At 71.9% G+C, this 19,392-nt stretch carries 14 protein-coding genes; 4 read left to right on the top strand and 10 right to left on the bottom strand.

What is annotated here, in order from left to right; all coding sequences use genetic code 11:
• Positions 1-37: 37 nt before the first annotated feature.
• The gene (locus AB0N80_RS09660) at positions 38-4,192 is read left to right on the top strand and encodes a DUF3418 domain-containing protein (protein ID WP_363578605.1); all 4,155 of its coding nucleotides are present in this window, start codon (positions 38-40) and stop codon (positions 4,190-4,192) included.
• A 327-nt stretch (positions 4,193-4,519) separates the two neighbouring features.
• Here AB0N80_RS09660 and AB0N80_RS09655 read toward each other — a convergent pair whose 3' ends face one another.
• Complete coding sequence (locus tag AB0N80_RS09655) at positions 4,520-5,014, bottom strand: MarR family transcriptional regulator (RefSeq protein WP_363578604.1); 495 nt, start codon at positions 5,012-5,014, stop codon at positions 4,520-4,522.
• A 40-nt stretch (positions 5,015-5,054) separates the two neighbouring features.
• On the opposite strand from AB0N80_RS09655, the gene AB0N80_RS09650 reads away from it, so the two are divergent.
• Positions 5,055-5,948, top strand: coding sequence for an EamA family transporter (locus AB0N80_RS09650; protein WP_363578603.1), 894 nt, complete (start codon positions 5,055-5,057; stop codon positions 5,946-5,948).
• A gap of 27 nt (positions 5,949-5,975) precedes the next feature.
• Here AB0N80_RS09650 and AB0N80_RS09645 read toward each other — a convergent pair whose 3' ends face one another.
• The 9 genes from AB0N80_RS09645 to AB0N80_RS09605 form a co-directional block, all read right to left on the bottom strand.
• Positions 5,976-6,797 carry a DUF2807 domain-containing protein gene (locus tag AB0N80_RS09645; protein WP_363578602.1) on the bottom strand — a complete coding sequence of 274 codons (822 nt, stop codon included), beginning with the start codon at positions 6,795-6,797 and terminating at the stop codon, positions 5,976-5,978.
• Positions 6,794-7,459, bottom strand: a complete 666-nt coding sequence (locus AB0N80_RS09640; protein ID WP_315994669.1) for a response regulator transcription factor — start codon at positions 7,457-7,459, stop codon at positions 6,794-6,796. The genes AB0N80_RS09645 and AB0N80_RS09640 overlap by 4 nt, the downstream gene beginning before the upstream one ends.
• Entirely contained in the window at positions 7,447-8,769 is a 1,323-nt protein-coding gene (locus AB0N80_RS09635; RefSeq protein ID WP_363578601.1) for a sensor histidine kinase, read from the bottom strand. Before AB0N80_RS09635 ends, AB0N80_RS09640 begins: the two co-directional genes overlap by 13 nt.
• Before the next feature lie 81 nt (positions 8,770-8,850).
• Positions 8,851-10,038 carry a substrate-binding domain-containing protein gene (locus AB0N80_RS09630; RefSeq protein ID WP_363578600.1) on the bottom strand — a complete coding sequence of 396 codons (1,188 nt, stop codon included), beginning with the start codon at positions 10,036-10,038 and terminating at the stop codon, positions 8,851-8,853.
• 71 nt (positions 10,039-10,109) lie between these two features.
• Positions 10,110-11,387: a multiple monosaccharide ABC transporter permease gene (gene mmsB, locus AB0N80_RS09625; protein WP_315994672.1), complete on the bottom strand. Its 1,278-nt coding sequence runs from the start codon at positions 11,385-11,387 to the stop codon at positions 10,110-10,112.
• Entirely contained in the window at positions 11,374-12,900 is a 1,527-nt protein-coding gene (gene mmsA / locus AB0N80_RS09620) for a multiple monosaccharide ABC transporter ATP-binding protein (RefSeq protein WP_315995257.1), read from the bottom strand. The genes mmsB and mmsA overlap by 14 nt, the downstream gene beginning before the upstream one ends.
• Before the next feature lie 156 nt (positions 12,901-13,056).
• Positions 13,057-14,160, bottom strand: a complete 1,104-nt coding sequence (gene chvE, locus AB0N80_RS09615; protein ID WP_315995258.1) for a multiple monosaccharide ABC transporter substrate-binding protein — start codon at positions 14,158-14,160, stop codon at positions 13,057-13,059.
• A gap of 350 nt (positions 14,161-14,510) precedes the next feature.
• The gene (locus AB0N80_RS09610) at positions 14,511-15,536 is read right to left on the bottom strand and encodes a LacI family DNA-binding transcriptional regulator (RefSeq protein ID WP_363578599.1); all 1,026 of its coding nucleotides are present in this window, start codon (positions 15,534-15,536) and stop codon (positions 14,511-14,513) included.
• Between the two features lie 244 nt (positions 15,537-15,780).
• Complete coding sequence (locus AB0N80_RS09605; RefSeq protein WP_363578598.1) at positions 15,781-17,103, bottom strand: M20/M25/M40 family metallo-hydrolase; 1,323 nt, start codon at positions 17,101-17,103, stop codon at positions 15,781-15,783.
• 116 nt (positions 17,104-17,219) lie between these two features.
• Between AB0N80_RS09605 and AB0N80_RS09600 the strand changes: the two genes are divergently transcribed.
• Positions 17,220-18,203 (top strand): Gfo/Idh/MocA family oxidoreductase, encoded by a 984-nt coding sequence (locus tag AB0N80_RS09600; RefSeq protein ID WP_363578597.1) that lies wholly within the window; start codon positions 17,220-17,222, stop codon positions 18,201-18,203.
• Positions 18,204-18,479: 276 nt separating this feature from the next.
• Positions 18,480-19,340 (top strand): NYN domain-containing protein, encoded by an 861-nt coding sequence (locus AB0N80_RS09595; protein WP_315994676.1) that lies wholly within the window; start codon positions 18,480-18,482, stop codon positions 19,338-19,340.
• Positions 19,341-19,392 lie beyond the last annotated feature (52 nt).

Here is a 19,392-nt window from a genome sequence, read left to right as displayed (position 1 = left end):
CGACTCACGCGCGCTGCGGGCGATACGCTGGAAGGCTGTGTCTGTCGAACCCGTCATCGTCTACCCGCCCGAGCTGCCCGTCAGCGCGGCCCGGGACGAGATCGCGCGCGCCATCCGCGACCACCAGGTCGTGATCGTCGCCGGGGCGACGGGCTCCGGGAAGACCACGCAGCTGCCCAAGATCTGCCTCGAGCTCGGGCGCACCTCGATCGCGCACACCCAGCCCCGCCGCATCGCCGCGCGCACGATCGCCGAGCGCATCGCCGAGGAGATGCAGGTCCCCCTCGGTTCCACCGTCGGCTACAAGGTGCGCTTCACCGACAAGGTGTCGGCCGACACGCGCGTGGCGCTGGTGACCGACGGCATCCTGCTCAACGAGATCCACCGCGACCGGCTCCTGCGCCGCTACGACACGATCATCGTCGACGAGGCGCACGAGCGCTCGCTCAACATCGACTTCCTGCTCGGTTACCTCCGCCGCATCCTGCCGAAGCGCCCCGACCTCAAGGTCATCGTCACCTCCGCGACGATCGACCCCGAGAGCTTCGCGCGGCACTTCGCCGCCGCCCCCGCCGAGCCCGGCGGCGAGCCGGTGCCCGCGCCGGTGATCGAGGTGTCGGGGCGAACGTATCCGGTCGAGGTCCGGTACCGGCCGCTCGACGGGGCGGACGAGGTTCCCGACGACGCCGACGACGAGACTCCGCATGCCGGGACCTCGACACCGCGCCCGAAGAAGCCCCGCAGCCCCGCACGGCCGACCGCCACGTCCGGCCGCTCCGCCGACGACGTCGACGAGGTCGGAGCCGTCGTCGCGGCCCTCCGTGAGCTCGACCGGGAGCCCGCGGGCGACGTGCTCGTGTTCTTCCCCGGTGAGGCCGAGATCCGGGATGCGGCGGATGCCATCCGCGGGGCATATCAAAAGGACGCCGCGCCCACCGAGGTGCTCCCCCTGTACGGCCGCCTCTCCGCCGCCGAACAGCACCGCGTGTTCGAGCGCTCCACCGTCGCGGGTGTGCGCCGCCGCGTCATCCTCGCCACGAACGTCGCCGAGACGAGTCTCACGGTCCCCGGCATCCGGTACGTCGTCGACACCGGCACCGCGCGCATCTCGCGCTACAGCAACCGCTCGAAGATCCAGCGCCTGCCGATCGAGGCCGTCTCGCAGGCGTCCGCGCAGCAGCGGTCCGGCCGCGCCGGCCGTACGTCGCCCGGTGTCGCGATCCGCCTCTACTCCGAAGACGACTTCCTCCGCCGTCCGGACTACACCGAGCCCGAGATCCTGCGCACGTCGCTGGCATCCGTCATCCTGCAGATGCTGTCGCTCGGGTTCGGCGACATCCAGGCGTTCCCGTTCCTGACCCCGCCGGATTCGCGCGGCGTGAAGGCGGCGTTCGACCTGCTCGTCGAGCTCGGCGCGGTGAAGCTGCCGGCACCGGGTTCCGAACGCCGCGATCCCCGCGGCGACGGCGACCCCTCGCGCCAGCGGGGTGGGCGGGGAGACGATCGCGGCCCCCGCCTCACCGAGATCGGCCGCGAGATCGCGCGCCTGCCGATCGACCCCCGCTTCGCGCGCATGCTCATCGAGGCCCGCCGCAACGACGTGTCGAGCGAGGTGCTCGCGATCGTGTCGGGCATGTCGATCCAGGACGTGCGCGAGCGCCCCGAGGAACGCCGCGAGGAGGCCGACCGCTTCCACGCGCGCTTCACCGACCCCACCAGCGACTTCCTGTCGCTGCTCAACCTCTGGGACTACCTGCAGGAGAAGCAGGCCGAGCTCGGCTCGAGCGCGTTCCGACGACTCTGCCGCAGCGAGCACCTCAACTACGTGCGGGTGCGCGAATGGATCGATGTGCACCGGCAGCTGCGGTCGCTGGGCGCCGAGCGCGGGTCGGGCGACGGCGGGCGCGCGGGGAGCCCTGCCCCACGGCGCACCGGACCCGCCCCCTCCCGAGCAGAACGCGGATCATCGACCGTCGACCACACCACCGCCCCCGAGGGACACGCCGCCGGCGACGCGATCCACCGCGCGATCCTGTCCGGGCTGCTGTCGCACCTCGGCATCCTGGATCCGCGCACGATGGCGCAGACCAAGGACCGCAAAGCCCCGGGCGACGCCCGCCCCGTCAAGGGCGAGTACATCGGCGCGCGCGGGGCGCGGTTCGCGATCTTCCCCGGCTCGGGGCTGAAGAAGAAGCGTCCCTCGGCCGTGATGGCCGCCGAGCTCGTCGAGACGTCGCGCCTGTTCGCCCGCACGGTCGCCGCCGTCGACCCCGCGTGGGCCGAAGAGCTCGCGCCCGACCTCGTCAAGCGCTCGCTGAGCGAGCCGCACTGGTCGAAGGATGCCGGCTCCGCCGCGGCCTACGAGAAGGTCACCCTCTTCGGGGTCGAGCTCGTCGGCCGTCGCCGGGTGCAGCTCGCGCGCTTCGATCGCCCTCTCGCGCGCGAGATGTTCGTGCGCCACGCGCTCGTGGAGGGCGAGTGGGACCCCTCGGTGCTCGACAAGCGCCTCACGGCGTTCCTGCGCCGCAACGTCGAGCAGCGCCGCCTGCTGGAGAAGATCGAGGAACGCGAGCGCCGCCGCGACATCCTCATCGGCGACGAGGCGGTCTTCGCGTTCTACAACGCGCGCATCCCCGCTGATGTCACCGACGTGCGCTCGTTCGAGACGTGGTGGAAGGATGCCGTCACCCGCACGCCCCACCTGCTCGACCTGCGCGAGTCCGACCTCACCGGCGACCGAGCGCAAGGCGACGACCGCGCCTTCCCCGCGCGCTGGCGCCAGGGAGATCAGACCCTCAACCTCGCGTACCGCTTCGAGCCCGGTGCCCCTGACGACGGCGTGACGGTCGTCGTGCCGCTGCCGTTGCTGGCTCAGCTGCGCCCCGACGGGTTCGACTGGCAGGTGCCGGGCATGCGCGACGAGCTCGTGACCGCGCTGCTGCGAGCCCTGCCGAAGACGATCCGCCGCAACGTCGTGCCCGCCGCCGACTGGGCTGAGAAGTTCTCCGCCGAGCTGGCCGAGAGGGGCCCCGAGCACACGGACGGTCTGCCGAAGACGACGCTGGTCGACGCCCTCGCCGCCCAGGTGCAGCGCGTGGCCAACCAGCGCGTGAGTGCTGCCGACTTCGAGCTCGAGCGCGTCCCGGGGCACCTGCTCCCGTCGTTCCGCGCGGTCGATGCGCGCGGGCGGGCGATCGGCAGCGACCGCGACCTCGGCGCCCTGCAGCGCCGCCTGGCCGACAGGGCCCGCTCCAGCGTTGAGTCGACGATCGCCCGACCGGCGCAGAGAGCCGCGAAGGTCGCCGAGGCCTCCCCCGCGTTCGCCGCGCGCACGAAGCTCACGACGTGGGACCTCGACGAGCTCACCGAGGTCGTCGACACGCCCGTCGCCGGCGGCGTCGTCCGCGGCTACCCGGCCCTCGTGGACGAGGGGGACAGCGTCACGCTGCGCGTCGAGGCGACGCCCGAGGATGCCGCGCGGCACACGCGCACCGGCATCCGACGCCTGATGCTGCTGGCCGTGCCCTCCCCCGCCACGTACGTCCTCGACCACCTCACCGCGAACGAGAAGCTCGCCCTCGCGGCATCCCCGTACCAGAATGCGAAGGCGCTGATCGAGGACGCCCGCGTCGCCCTCGCCGACGACGTGCTCCTGCGCGAGGCGCCGGCCGGTGTCGTCCGCACGAAGGCCGAGTTCGAGCGCGTGCGGGATGCGTACTCCGCCGTCTCGGTCGAGCGCACGTTCCAGACGGTGTCGCTCGCCGCGAAGATCCTGCTCGCGCAGCGCGAGGTGGAGCGGGCGATGAAGGATGCCGCCTCCATCACGCTGTTGGGCGCACTGAACGACGTGCGGGGTCAGGTGGCGGGGCTGCTCTTCCCGGGCTTCCTCTCGCGCACGGGCCTGCATCGGCTGCAGCACTACCCGCGCTACCTGGCGGGGGCGCTGGAACGTGTGAAGACCCTGTCGGACAACCCCGGTCGCGACCGCCAGCGGCAGACCGAGTACGAGCGCTCCGCGACCGCGTTCGCCGAGGCGGGCGGTGTCATCCCCCTGCCCGCCGATGCTCCCGCGAACCTCGTGCAGACGCGGTGGCTGCTGGAGGAGCTGCGCGTGAGCCTGTTCGCCCAACGCCTCGGCACGGCCGAGCCGGTGTCGCCCCAGCGCATCACGAAGGCGCTGAAGGGCGCGTAGGCCGCCGAGGCGGCACGACCGAGCCCCCGGTGCGGGACGTTCGCGTCCTCACGGGTGAATCGCCGCACTTCGCCGCCCAGGCACACCGCACGCGACCACGTCGGGCAACCGAGGGGGCGTCCGGCAGGGCCCGCAGCGTGAGATGCCGCACATGGCCGTCTGGGCACACCCCACCCGACCATGTCGGGCAACCCGAGCGGGCGGGCGGCAGCGGCAGCAGCGTGAGATGCCGCACATGGCCGCCCGGGCACACCCTGAGCGACGAAGTCAGGCAACCCGAACGCCCCCGGCCGCGTCGTGCGCTCGCCGCGCAACCGTCCGTCGCACTCACACGCCGAGCGACGCGCCCCACTCCCGCAGGAGGCCCTCGAGCGTCCGCCGCTGAGGCGGGGTGAGGCCCGCGAGCAGGCGTTCCTCGTTCGCCACGTGGGCCGCGAAGGCCTCGTCGATCACGCGTCGCCCCGCCGTGGTGAGGCGGATGACGCGTCCTCGTCCGTCGTCGACGTCGGCGTCGCGCACGACGAGACCGGATGCCACGAGGCGGTCGACGCGTTTGCTCACCGCTCCCGTGGTGACCATCGTGTGCCGCGCGAGCTCGCCGGGGGCGGCCGCGAACGGCTCCCCCGCACGCCGCAGCGCGGCGAGGATGTCGAACTCGCCCTCACCCAGGCCGTGGCGACGGTACTCCGCGACCAGTTCCTCGCGCAGGTGGTCGGCCAGTCGATGCAGGCGTCCGATCACGTGCAGGGGGGAGACATCGAGGTCGGGACGCTGGGCGCGCCACTGGGCCGTGAGGGAGTCGACGCGGTCGGACGTGGTCATGGCATCCATCTTATCTTCCACGGAAGCTATTGTGTCTTCCATGGAAGCTACGTGGCGCACCGTCGCCGTGACCGCCGTCGCCCCGATCGCGTGGGGCGCTACCTACGTCGTGACGCGGCACGCGCTGCCGGCCGACGCTCCGCTGTGGGGCGCGGCGCTGCGCGCCCTGCCGGCCGGGCTGCTGCTGTGGGCTCTCGCCCGACGCCGCCCGCGCGGATCGTGGTGGGCGAAGGCGCTCGTGCTGGGGCTGCTGAACTTCGCGGCGTTCTTCGTGCTCGTGTACGTTTCCGCACACCTGCTGCCGTCGTCGATCGCCGCCTCGGTCATGGCGCTCGCTCCCCTCGCCCTCGCGGGGATCGCGTGGCCCCTGCTCGGGCAGCGGCCGACGGTGCGGTGGGCCCTGGCCTCCGCCGTCGGCATCGCCGGCGTGCTGCTCGTGGTGGGCGGGAGCACCGGAGCGATTCCCCCCGTCGGCGTCATCGTCTCCCTTCTCGCCCTGCTGACGTCGTCATCCGGGGCGATCCTCACCACCCGCTGGCGTGACGAGACGCCGCTGCTCGCCACGACCGCCTGGCAGCTCACCGCCGGAGGACTCGTGCTCGTCGTCGTCGCCGCCGTCGGAGAGGGCCCTCCGCCTCGAGTGGATGCCGCGGGGGTCGCCGCCTATGCCGGGATCGCGGTCGTGGCCACCGCCCTGGCGTTCGTCTGCTGGTTCACGGGTCTGCGACACCTTCCGGCCGGGACTGTGGGCCTCGTCGGACTGCTGAACCCGGTGACCGGGGTGCTCCTGGGCGTCTTCGTGGGCGGGGAGACCCTCACCGGTCCCCAGCTCATCGGTATCGCCGCGGTTCTCGCCGCCATCGCCGCCACCCACGCGCGGCGGCGGAGTTCGCGGCGTTCCACGCGCGGACCCGTGCCCTCCCCGAAGGGATGAGCACGGGTGCGCGCGGGGAGCGGATGGTCACGAGCGTAGGCGCACCTCGCCCATCGTCGCCGTGACGTCGACCTCGGCGGTGGCCGTGGGGCTCTGCCGCAGACCGTTGTCGACCTGCCCCAGACCGTCGTCGATGCTCACGCGGTACTCGTCGTCCGGCAGACGGAGGTCGACGGACCCGGCCGTGAGCTGCACATACGTGCGGATCGGGGTGGATCCGCGCAGGTGCGCCGTCACCTCTCCCCCGGCCACCTCGAACGCGGCGGTGCCGACGTCGCGCAGCTGCACCGAGGCCGATCCCCCCGATATGTCCAGCTCGAGCTCCCCCGCCGCGCCGTTCAGCGAGGTGGTCCCGCCGGCGACGCGGACCGAGACCGTGCCGTAGTCGCCCTGGAGGTCGAGAGCGCCGCCGCTGACCTGCGCCTCGACACCGAGTCCCGTCCCCGCCCACTGGCGCGGAAGGGTGATCGTGGCGGATGATCCCCCGCCCCAGTCGACGAACGACCGGTTCGGCGAGGCGACGCGCAGCGCGTCTCCGCGGCGTTCGAAGGTCCAGCCCGCACGACCGGTCGCGGCATCCAGCCGTGCGCTGTCGACGTCGCCGTAGGCGATCGTCAGGGCTCCCCCGGTGACGTCGATGTCGAGCGACCCCACCGCCTGCGCCGCACCGTCGACGCGGACCGATCCGCGGTCGGCGTCGCGCAGCACGACGACGGCCGAGGCGGCGGTTCCGGCGACCGTGCCGAGGGCGACGCACGCGCCGACCACGATCGTGACGATCGACACCGCGAAGGCGGCGACGCGACGTCGGGGCGGCGCAGGGGCGGCGGGAGGTGTGTCGATGGTCATGAGGTCGCTCCGGTGTGGTCGTGGCCCAGGTGCACGAGAGCGGCGATGACGCGGCGGTTGCCGGTCTCGTCCTGCTCCAGGCCGAGCTTGGTGAAGATGGCGGTGATGTACTTCTCGACGCTCGCCTCGCTGACGAACAGCGCCCCGGCGATCGCCTGGTTCGAGCGCCCCTCGGCGATTAGGCCCAGGACGGCCCGCTCGCGGTCGGTGAGGCTCTGCAGTCGCTCGTCGCGGCGACGCCGTGTGAGCAGCTGCGCGACGACCTCGGGATCCAGCACGGTGGCACCGTCGGCGATGGAGGCAACGGCGGCGAGGAAGTCGGCGACGTCGGCCACACGGTCCTTGAGCAGATAGCCCAACGCGCCCTGCCCGTCGGCGATCAGGTCGCTCGCGTAGCGCTCCTCGACGTACTGCGACAGCACGAGCACCGGGAGCCCCGGATGCCGCGACCTCAGCGCGATCGCGGCGCGGATGCCCTCGTCGGTCCAGGTCGGCGGCAGCCGCACGTCGAGGATGCACAGCTGCGGCGCCGTCGCGGCGACGGCGGCGTCCAGGCCGTCCGCGTCGGGCAGGGCCGCGACCACCTCGTGGCCGTCGTCGGCGAGCAGGCGCACGAGGCCCTCGCGCAGGAGGACGGAGTCCTCGCAGATCAGGATGCGCACGGGACGTTCACCTCCACCGTCGTCGGGCCGCCCTGGGGGCTGTCGATGCGGGCCGTGCCGCCCGCCGCTGTGACGCGATTGACGATCCCGTCCAGGCCGCCACCGGGCACGATGCGCGCCCCGCCCAGACCGTCGTCCTCGACGCGTGCCCACAGCGACCCGTCATCGCGCACCCGCACGTCGACACGGCAGGCGGCGGCACGGGAGTGCTTGGCGGCGTTGGTGAGGGTCTCCGCGATGGCGAAGTACACGGCCTCCTCGGCCGCCCGCCCGCAGCGGCGGGGCAGGCGCACGTCGAGGGTGACCGGGATGTGCGAGCGCGACGCGAGCGCCGAGAGGGCGGCATCCAGGCCCCGATCCTCGAGCACCGAGGCGTGGATGCCGCGGGCGAGCTGCCGGAGTTCCGTGATGGCCGACTTGGTCGAGGCGTGCGCCTCGGCGACGAGGGCCTTGGCCGCCTCGGGGTCGTCGTCGATCTTGGTCTGCGCGAGTCCGAGGGTCATGCCGATCGACACGAGCCGCGGCTGGACCCCGTCGTGCAGGTCCCGTTCGATGCGCGCGCGCTCGACCTCGGCCGCGCGGACCGCTCCGGCCCGACGGGTGTCGGACGTGCGGGCCTGCTCGACGAGCTGCGCCTCGCGGGAGGGGACGAAGATCGCGCGCACGATCACGCCGTGCAGGATCGCGAGGCCGATGGCGGTCGCCACCCCGACGATGACGGCGATGACCCCCACGAGGGGGACACCCGCGCCGCTCAGCGGGATCAGATCGAGGAAGCGCGTGTTCGACCAGCCGAAGATCGGGCTGACGGCGAGGGCGAGGCCCCACGCGAGTCCGGCGAGGGCGGTCACCGTCACGAGTCCCATCACCGTCGCGATCGAGAACGAGGCCACCGCGCGCCACTGCAGAGGGTCGATCGCCTGCAACCAGATCGAGTGCAGCACCCCGACGAAGCCCGGCTTGGCACTGCGGCGCGGCCGCAGCGGCGCGAGACCGAGATCGTAGAGCCCGTCGACGCGCGCACGTTCGAACCAGGCGACGGCGAAGAGCGCGTAGACGAAGACGACCAGCACGACGACGCCCACGAGAAGCGCCGCGAGCAGCCCGACGCCCGAGCCCAGCATGCTGAACAGCCCCGTGAAGACGGCCGGCCCGATCACGCCCAGCGCGGCCAGGTGCGCAGCGGCGCCGGCGACGCGCCCGGGCGAGGCGACACGCACCCGCTCCGGCACACCGCCCGTCGGCGGGGCGGTCTCGACGGGCCCGCCGGGAACCGGCGGAGGGGGCGGGAGGACGGATGCCGTGGTCATGCGTTCCACGCTAGGGCGCGGTCGGCGCGGGCACCGCCCGGTCAGCCCCCGCGCGGGTTCGGGTTATCCCGAATCACGCGGTCACAGCTCGTCGGCGGAGATCCACCCCGAGGCGATCAGCTCTTCCACGTCGTCGGCGCGCAGGATGCTCGGCGCCACCTCGTCGCCGGCCTCGTCGGGCGCGTCGCGGTCGGCGAGCAACGCCTCGACGGCGTCGGCGGTCGCCGACACGAGTGCCCGCGGATCGGCGAACACGGTGGCGTCGAGGTCGCCGTCGCGCAACGCGCGCACGGTCGGCGCGTCGGCTCCCGATCCGACCACGAGCGGTGAGGGGGCGGGCTCGGCATCGCCGTCGCCGCGGTCCGTCGCCTCCGGGGAGGGCGTCGGCGTGGCGGTCTCGCCCTCGGCCTCGGGAGCCTCGGTCGTGAGCGCGGTCACCACACCCCGGGTCACCGCGTCGCCGAGCGCGAGCACGGTCGTGGGCACGTCGCCGGGGTCACCCGCCCGGAGCTCGCGCACGCGCTCCTCTGCCGCGTCGGCCTGCGCCTGCGCGGTCCGACCGCCGACGGCGGCGGCCTCGGGGGTCGCACCCGACACGATCTCGATGCGGCCGTCCGCGACGGCCGGCTGCAGGGCGGCGAGGGCGGCGGCGTAGCGCTCGACCTCCCAGGCGTCGGAATCCGCGCCGCTCAGCACGGCGACCCGGGCCGTCTCGGCCTCGGCGGTCTCGGTGCCCGGCGATCCGGGCGTGGCGGCCGGGCTCGGGCTCGACGACGCCGTCGCGGTGCGCGGCGCGTCGGCGAGATCGGCGAGAAGCGCCTCCGCCTGCGCGCGCCCGAGGGCGGCGGCGTCGAAGGCGACCGCTCCCCCCACGTCGAGTCCGTCGAGCGACCGCCCGAACGCGACGACCGGCACCCCCGCCTCGTCGGCGGCGGCGATCGACGCGGACAGGTCTCCGGATGCCAGGGGCGCGACGACCACGGCATCCACGCTCTTCGTGAGCATGTTCTGCACCTGGGCGGCCTGCGTGCGAGCGTCGGAGGCTGCGAACTGCAGGTCGACGCGGTACCCGCGCGCGGAGAGTTCGCGGCTGAGCGCGTCGCCGCCGCGACTCCACAGCGCGTCGGCCGTCGTCGGCAGCGACACCCCGATGACGCCCGCGCCGTCGTTCGAGCCGGGGGCGGTCGCCGGCGCCGGGGAGCAGGCGGCGAGAGCCACGGTCACGGCGACCAGGGCCGCGGCCGCACGGAGCGCGCGCGAAGGTGTCATCCGATCCATCCTCCCCCACGCGACAACGCCCCGCCGCACGAGGCGACGGGGCGTTGCAGAGAGAGCGGGACTCAACCGCGGGTGCGGTTCTTGTTCCACACGTCGAAGGCCACGGCCAGCAGCAGCACGAGACCCTTGATGAACTGCTGCACGTCGGTCGAGATGCCCATGAGCGACATGCCGTTGTTCAGCACACCCATGACCAGACCACCGGCGATCGCGCCGACGACGCGGCCGACGCCACCCTGCACGGCGGCACCGCCGATGAAGGATGCCGCGATGGCGTCCAGCTCGAAGAGGTTTCCGGCGCCGGGGCCGGCCGAGTTCAGGCGGCCCGTGAAGACGATGCCGGCGAGGGCCGCGAGCACTCCCATGTTCACGAAGAGCAGGAAGTCGACGCGACGGGTGTTGATGCCCGACAGCTTGGCCGCGGTGCGGTTGCCGCCGATCGCGTAGATGTGGCGGCCGAAGACGCTGCGGCTCATGACGGTCGAGTACCCGATGATGAGCAGCGCCAGCACGACGAGCACGATGGGCGTGCCGCGCGATCCGGGCGCGACACCCAGCAGGTAGGTGAGGTACGCGATGAGGGCGCCGCCACCGATGACCTTCACCAGGAACGCCGCGGTGGGCTCGTTCTGCAGCTCGAGGGCTGCGCGCTTGGCGCGCTGACGCACCTGCGACGCGACGAAGAGCACGAGGGTGAGCACTCCGAGGGCGACGGTGATCCACTCGGCCGGCGAGCTGGTCGCCGGGAAGAGGTCGGGGAACAGGTAGCCGCCGCCGAGCTGGCGGTACTCGGTCGGGAAGGGCGTGATCTGCGTGTTGCCGAGCGTCATCTGCGTGAGGCCGCGGAACAGGAGCATGCCCGCCAGGGTCACGATGAAGGCCGGGATGCCGATGTAGGCCACCCAGAAGCCCTGCCACATGCCGACCACCGCGCCCAGCACGAGGGAGAGCAGGATGCCGAGCCACCAGGGCAGGCCCCACTGCACGATCAGCACGCCCGAGACGGCGCCGACGAAGGCCGCGACCGATCCGACCGAGAGGTCGATGTGACCGGCGATGATGATCATCACCATGCCGATCGCGAGGATCAGGATGTAGCTGTTCTGGACGATGATGTTCGACACGTTGCCCGCGGTGAGCAGGCGCCCGCCGGTGAGGGCCTGGAACAGCAGCACGATGACGATCAGCGCGATGAAGATGCCGATCTCGCGCAGGCGCGAGGTGAAGAACTGCACGATGCCGCCGGCACCGCTGCCACTGCCGTTACCGGCGCCACCGCCGACGGGGCCCTTCGGCGTTGAGGGACCCTGCGGGGTCACCGTGTTGTCAAGCGCTGACATGGTCGGCTTCCTTTTCCTTCGTCATGAGCACCATGAGGGCCTCCGGTGTGGCCTCTTCGATGGGCAGCTGGCCGGTGATGTGGCCTTCGCTGAGGGTGTAGATGCGGTCGCAGATGCCGAGGAGCTCGGGCAGCTCCGAGGAGATGACGAGCACCCCCTTGCCCTGTGCCGCGAGGGAGTTGATGATCGTGTAGATCTCGTACTTGGCACCGACGTCGATGCCACGGGTGGGCTCGTCGAGGATGAGCACCTCGGGGTCGGAGAACAGCCACTGCGACAGCACGACCTTCTGCTGGTTGCCGCCGGAGAGCTTGCCCACGACCACGTCGACGCTGGGCGCCTTGATGTTCATCGACTTGCGGTAGCGGTTGGCGACCAGATACTCCTCGTCGCCGTCGACCCAGCCGCCCTTCACGAGCTTGCGCATCCCGGCGAGCGAGATGTTGCGCTTGATCGTGTCGATGAGGTTGAGCCCGGCGCCCTTGCGATCCTCGGTCACGTAGGCCAGACCGCTGCGGATCGCCGCGGGGACGGTCGAGGTGTCGGCCTTCTGCCCGCGGATGTAGACGCTGCCGGAGATCCGCGAGCCGAAGCTCTTGCCGAAGACGCTCATCGCGAGCTCCGTGCGACCCGCGCCCATGAGACCCGCGATGCCGACGACCTCGCCGGCGCGCACGTTCAGGTTCGCCTGGTGGATGACGGTACGGGTGGCATCCGTGGGGTGGCTGACGTTCCAGTCCTCGATGCGCAGGACCTCCTCGCCGATCTCCACGTCGCGGTCGGGGTACCGGTTCTCCAGCTCACGGCCGACCATGCCGCGGATGATGCGGTCTTCGCTGGTGCCGCCGGTCGCGACGTCGAGCGTCTCGATCGTGCGGCCGTCGCGGATGATGGTCACCTCGTCGGCGATCGCGCGGATCTCGTTGAGCTTGTGGCTGATGATGATGCAGGTGATGCCCTGGCCGCGGAGGTGGCGGATCAGATCGAGCAGGTGCTCGGAATCGTCGTCGTTCAGGGCCGCGGTCGGCTCGTCGAGGATGAGGAGCTTGACGTCCTTCGACAGCGCCTTGGCGATCTCGACGAGCTGCTGCTTGCCGACGCCGATCTCGTTCACCGGCACGTCGGGGCTGTCGCCGAGTCCCACGCGCGCGAGGAGCTTCGAGGCCTCGCGGTTGGTGGCATCCCAGTCGATGAGACCACGGTGGGTGATCTCGTTGCCGAGGAAGATGTTCTCGGCGATCGAGAGGTAGGGGCTCAGCGCGAGCTCCTGGTGGATGATGACGATGCCGGCCGCTTCGCTGTCGCGGATGTCCTTGAACTCCACGGTCTGGCCGTCGAAGACGATCTCCCCGCGGTAGTCGCCCGCGGGATACACACCGCTGAGCACCTTCATGAGGGTCGACTTGCCGGCGCCGTTCTCGCCGCAGATGGCGTGGACGGTCCCGCGCTCGACGGTCAGCGACACGTCGGCGAGCGCGATGACGCCGGGGAACTCCTTGGTGATCGAGCGCATCTCGAGGATGGTGCTCACGAGGTCCTCCTTGCAGAACCGGCTCGTGGCCGGTCGGGATGGTGGGGCGGGCGCCGGAGGCGGACCCGCGGGAGCCTCCGCCGCGACCCGACGGGGCCGCGGCGGAGGCGGGGTGGGAGACCGGGGTCCCCCGGGGGATCAGCCCAGGTCGGACTCGGAGTAGTAGCCGCTGTCGACCAGGATCTCCTTGTAGTTGTCCTTCGTGACGATCGTCGACTCGAGCAGGTACGACGGGACGACCTTCTCGCCGTTGTCGTAGGTCTCGGTGTCGTTGACCTCGGGCTCGGTGCCCTTGCGGATGTCGTCGACCATGGTCACGGCCTGCTTGGCGAGCTCGCGCGTGTCCTTGAAGATCGTCGAGTACTGCTCACCCGCGATGATCGACTTGATCGAGCCGACCTCGGCGTCCTGACCCGTGATGACGGGCAGGTCGGAGGCCGAGTAGCCGCCCGAGGTGAGGGCCGAGATGATGCCGATCGACAGGCCGTCGTAGGGCGAGAGCACGCCGTTGAGCTTGGTGCCGCCGATGACGGTGAGGATGTTCTCCATGCGCTTCTGCGCCGTCTCGGGCAGCCAGCGGAGGATGGCCGCCTGGCCGAACTCGGTCTGGCCGGAGGGGACGACGAGCGTGCCCTTGTCCAGGTACGGCTGCAGGGTGTCGATGGCACCCTTCCAGAAGAACGTGGCGTTGTTGTCGTCGGGGCTACCGGCGAACAGCTCGACGTTGAAGGGACCGGCGGCGCCCGTCTCCTTGCCCGAGGCGTCGAGGACGCCCAGGCCCGTGAGGAGCGAGGTGGCCTGCTGCACGCCGACCTTGTAGTTGTCGAACGTCGTGTAGTAGTCGACGTTCTCGGTGCCGTTGATGAGGCGGTCGTACGCGATGACGGGGATGTTCGCGTCCTTGGCCTGCTGCAGCACGTCGGTCAGCGTGGTGCCGTCGATCGAGGCGATGATCAGGGCCTTGGCGCCCGTGGTGATCATGTTCTCGATCTGCGAGACCTGCGTGGGGATGTCGTCGTTGGCGTACTGCAGGTCGACCTGGTAGCCGAGCTCCTCGAGCTGCGACTTGACGTTGTTGCCGTCGGCGATCCACCGCTCCGACTGCTGCGTGGGCATGGCGACGCCGATGGTTCCGCCGGCCTCCTGCGAGTCGCCGCTGCCGGCGCCGGTGCGGTCTCCCGCGCAACCGGCGAGGCCGATGCCGAGCGCGAGGACGCCCGCTCCCGCGACCGCCTTGAGCATGCTGTGCTTCTTCACTCTGGTTCCCTCCGTTGGGTATGTGGCGCGGTCTCTCCCCATGGAGCCCACCGCTTCAGCGAGCGACGCACCGGCCGGGCGCAGAGGTCGGCGGGGCGAAACGAAGCCGTTCGGCGAGGCGGTGACCCGCATCGTTCGAAACCTCTTCGTCTCGACGGATCCGCTCCGCAGCGAGTCCCGTCGGCCTGTGCGACCGGTCATGTGACCGTTCACATCGTGTGTGTGATGCTACCCCGCCGCCGGAGGAAGCTGTCAAGTCCCGGTGCGCTCACCGACCAGCCGTTGCCGAAACGTGACGATTCGAGGCCAAGGCGGCACGCGCGACGCGGGCGCGGTCAGCGGGAAGGCGGTGCGGTGGAGGAGCGCACGATGAGGCGCAGCTGGGCGGGGTCCGACGACGAGTCCTCACCCGTCGCCTCGCCCAGGGCGGCGAGGAGGTCGGTCATCGCGCGGGTCCCGATCCCGACGAAGTCCTGCCGGACGGTCGTCAGCGGGGGCCAGAGGTGAGCGGATTCGGGCACGTCGTCGAACCCGACGACCGAGATGTCCTCGGGGACGGAGCGACCTATGGCCCGAACGGCATGCATGAACCCGAGCGCCATATGGTCGTTGCCCGCGAACACCGCGGTGGCGTCCTCGGTGCGCAAGAGCTCCAGCCCGGCCTCGAAACCGAACTGCGCGGTCCAGTCGCCCAGCACCGGCGGACGGGGCGACAGGTCGTTGGCATCCATCTCGGCGAGGTAGCCGCGCATGCGGTGATCGGCCTCGACCCAGTCGCGGGGCCCGGCGATGTGCAGGATGCGGGTGTGCCCCAGCTCGATGAGGTGGCGCACGGCGGCGCGGGCACCGGCCGTCTGATCGTTGTGGGATGTCGCGGTGCCGGTGGACGCGACGATCTGCACCGGAACCGGGAGCTTCAGCTCGTCGAGGATCGGGACCACCCGTGTCTGCGGCGCGACGGCGATCAGCCCCTCGATCGACTGCTGCATGAGGTGGTCGATGGAGGACCGCACGTCGCCGGGGGCACTGGTGGCGAGATTGGTGATCGTGAGCCGATAGCCCGCAGCGCGGGCGGCCGACTCGATCGCCTGGACCATCGAGGCGACGCCGTGCGTGGGCGTGCGCGGACCCAGCACGCCGATGAGCTTCGACCGGCTGGTCGCCAGCGCGCGGGCCGCCTGGTTCGGCACGAACTTCAGCTCGGCGATGGCGGAACGCACCTTGGCGGCGGTCTCGGGCCGCAGCGCGGAACTGTTGTTGATGACCCGCGAGACGGTCTGGTACGACACCCCGGCGAGCCGCGCGACATCGCGGATGCTCGGGGCGCGCCCCGTGGTCTCCGGGATGTCGGTGTCGCTCATCAGCCGCCTCATTGCGGGTCGCGCGCGTTGCGTGACCGGTCACACGAGAATAGCCGACGCGGCGCGATTCCCCGTTCCCGGCCCGTTCTCCCCGCTCCGACCACTCGCCGCAGACTTCCCGTCGCCGACGAAACCGCCGCCGGCTGCCGCCCCGATGTCAGCCGGATGCCGTCTCGCGCGGCCCGCGGCGCGGGGCGACCCGCTCGGCGACACCCCGCGCTCACGCGGGCCGGCACGAGTGCGCTCAGGAACGCAGCAGGGCGCCGTAGAACCGAATGCCGCGCAGCCACACGTCGACACGGATGCGCTCGTCGGGCGCGTGCAGGGCGTCGCGCTCGGAGCGGGTGAGGTGGAACGGGGCGAAGCGGTACACGGCATCCGTCAGTCCCGTGTAGAAGCGGCTGTCGCTCGCCCCCAGCTGCAGGTACGGCAGGGGGACGACGTCGTCGCCGAGGGTCTCGGTCACGGTCCGAGACAGCCGCCGCCACACCTCACCCCGCCAGGGCGAGACCGGCGACGGATCGTCTCCGTGGCGCAGCTCGATGTCGACGAGGGGGTCGCGCACCGCGCGCCGCAGATGGATCGCCGCGTCCGCGAGCGTGTCGCCGGTGAGCAGCCGCACGTTGACGCTCGCCCGCGCGGTGGTGGCCAGCACGTTCTCGCCCGGCGATCCCTCCAAGCGGGTGACCACGGCGGTCGTGCGCACGAGGGCGTTGGTCTCGGGACCGAGCGCCGACAGCACGACGGTGAGCACGGGTGCCGCCAGCCGCGGGCGTCGGAACACCGAGGCCAACGGCTCCGCGACGTGGGCGGCGGCGGTGGCGAGCATCGCGTGCACGGGAGGGGCGAGACGCCGAGGGAACGGGTGGCGCCGCAGGCGGTCGATCGCCCGCGCCAGCCGCGCCGTGGCCGGCATCGGCGGCGGCGTCGACGCGTGTCCGCCCGCCTCGCGGGTGACGAGGTCGAAGGTGGCGACCCCGCGCTCGGCGACCCCGATCATCGCCGTCGGCGCCGCGACCCCGGGAACCGCGCCGTCGACGACCGCTCCGCCCTCGTCGAGCACCAGCGCCGGTCGCACGCCCCGCTCCGCGAGGAGCCGCGCCATCGCACGGGCCCCGGTCCCGCGTGTCTCCTCGTCGTGGCCGAACGCGAGCCAGACGTCGGCCCGCGGTACGACGCCCTCGGCGAGCGCCTCCTCGACCGCTTCGAAGACGGCGACGAGCGCCCCCTTGTCGTCGATCGCGCCGCGGGCGTGGATCGTGGCATCCGGCCCCTCGCCTTCGATATCGGCGGCGAAGGGGTCGTGGCGCCAGGATTGCCCCTCGATCGGGACGACGTCCTGGTGCGCGAGGAGCAGCAGCGGCGCCTCGGTCGAGGCGCCCGGCCAGCGGTACAGCAACGAATGACCGGCGACGACCTCGCGCTCGAGGTGCGCATGCGTGAGGGGGTAGAGGCGCTCGAGCGCGTCGCGGAAGAGCACGAACGCGTCGTCGTCGACCTCGGCCGGATCGGCTCGGGAGACCGTGGGGATGGACAGCAGCTCACGGAAGCGCTCGACGGGCGTCATGCGACGAGCCTAGGGGCCGTCCCGCCGCGCGTGCGGGGCCGTCCGCGTCGCCGGCGGAGGTGCGCGCGGCGTCCTGTCGGCGCCCGTGCGGCCCGGGCACGGATACGGTGGAGCGCATGACCGGACTGCACTGGGGCATCCTCTCAACGGGCGGCATCGCGCACGCCTTCACCTCCGACCTGCGCACCGCGGGCCTCGACGTCACCGCCGTCGGCTCGCGGAGCCTCGACAGCGCGCGGGAATTCGCCGCGGCGTACGACATCGCGCACGCGCACGGCTCGTACGACGACCTCGTGGCCGACCCCGACGTCGACATCGTCTACATCGCCACCCCGCACCCCTCGCACGTCGAGAACGCGCTGCTCGCCCTCGACCACGGCAAGCACGTGCTGGTCGAGAAGCCGTTCACCCTGAACGAGGCGGAGGCCGCAGCCATCCGCGAGAAGGCGGCCGAGAAGGGCCTGCTGGCGATGGAGGCGATGTGGACGCGCTACCTGCCGCACATGGTGCGCATCCGCGAGATCATCGCCGCCGGAACGCTCGGTGAGATCCGCGTCGTCGCCGCCGACCACACGCAGAAGATCTCGACCGACCCCGCGCACCGCCTCAACGACCTCGCCCTCGGCGGCGGCGCCCTGCTCGACCTCGGCATCTACCCGATCTCGTTCGCCGTCGACGTGCTGGGCCTGCCCGAGCAGGTGTCGGCACTCGCCCGGATCTCGGATGCCGACAGCGACGCCGAGGTGGCGACCATGTTCGTGCACGAGGGCGGCGCCCTGTCGACCACGGTGTCGTCATCGCGCGCGGCGGGCGCCGACACGGCGCAGGTCGTCGGGACCGAGGCCCGCATCGAGATCGACCGCGTCTGGTACACGCCCACCTCGTTCCGGGTGATCACCTCCGACGGCACGGTCACAGAGGAGTTCACCAGCGAGATCGAGGGGCGCGGCATGCAGTTCCAGGCTCTCGCGGCGGAGCGCCTCGTCGCCGACGGCGCGATCTCGAGCGATGTGCTGGGGATCGACGAGACCGTCGCGATCATGGGCGTGCTCGACGAGGTGCGTCGTCAGATCGGCGTGGTGTATCCCGGCGAGCGCTGAGCGCGCCGCCCGTCACCCGCCCCGTCCGACCCCGTGGTCGGGCGGGGCGTCGCGTTTCGAGCAAAGAAGCGGGGCCGCACGGGCGGTGGTTGCGCGCCGGGCGGACCGGGATTCGGCCGCGGCGCATCGGTGCGCGGACCGGGCCCCGGCCCGGCGGCATCCGGGACGCCTCCTCGGCGCGATGACCGCACGCAGCGCGTGACGGACCACGGCGGGACGGATGCCGGATCGCACCGCGGCTACCCGGGAGGGGTCGCGACCGGTCAGACTGGAGGCATGCCCGACACCCAGACCGCCCGCGTCGCCGTCTACCTCGACTTCGACAACATCGTGATGTCGTGGTACGACCGCGTGCACGGGCGCAACGCGTATTCGCGCGACCGGCAGAAGATCGCCGAGAACCCCATGGACCCCGAGATCGCGGAACGCCTCACCAAGGCGACCATCGACGTGGGCGCCGTGATCGACTACGCGGCCTCGTTCGGCACGCTCGTGCTCACGCGCGCGTACGCCGACTGGTCGGCTCCGGTGAACGCCGAGTACCGCTCGCAGCTGGTGGCGCGCGCCGTCGACCTCGTGCAGCTCTTCCCCGCGGCGGCGTACGCGAAGAACGGCGCCGACATCCGGCTCGCGGTGGATGCCGTGGAAGACATGTTCCGCCTCCCCGACCTGACGCACGTCGTGATCGTCGCCGGCGACAGCGATTACGTCCCGCTCGCTCAGCGCGTCAAGCGCCTCGGTCGCTACGTCGTGGGCGTGGGGGTGGCGGGGTCGACGGCGAAGTCGCTCGCCGCGGCCTGCGACCGCTTCGACGCATACGACTCGCTGCCCGGCATCCCGAATCTCGCCGAGACGAAGAAGGATGCCGCGCCCTCGCGGCCCCGCGCCCGCAAGCGCTCGAAGGACCCGGCGGTCGACCTGCTCGACCGCGCCATGCAGCTGGAGGCCGAACGCGCCGACGGCGAGTGGCTGCACGCCTCGGCGGTCAAGGACCTCATGAAGCGCCTCGACCCGTCGTTCAGCGAGAAGGCGCTCGGGTTCCGCAGCTTCTCGGACTTCCTCAAGGCCCAGACCGACCACGTCGAGGTCGACGAGGAGTCGAACGTCGTGCAGGTGCGCGCGGTCGCCAGAAGCTGAGGCGCGCGGGCGGCTCCGCAGCCCCCCTGGTCGAGTGTCCAGAACACCCGGA

The organism is Microbacterium sp. NPDC089188, from assembly GCF_040685155.1.
Taxonomy (GTDB): Bacteria; Actinomycetota; Actinomycetes; order Actinomycetales; family Microbacteriaceae; genus Microbacterium; species Microbacterium galbum.
Note: the sequence above shows the minus strand (reverse complement) of the source record. Positions and strands in the feature narration are given on the sequence as shown.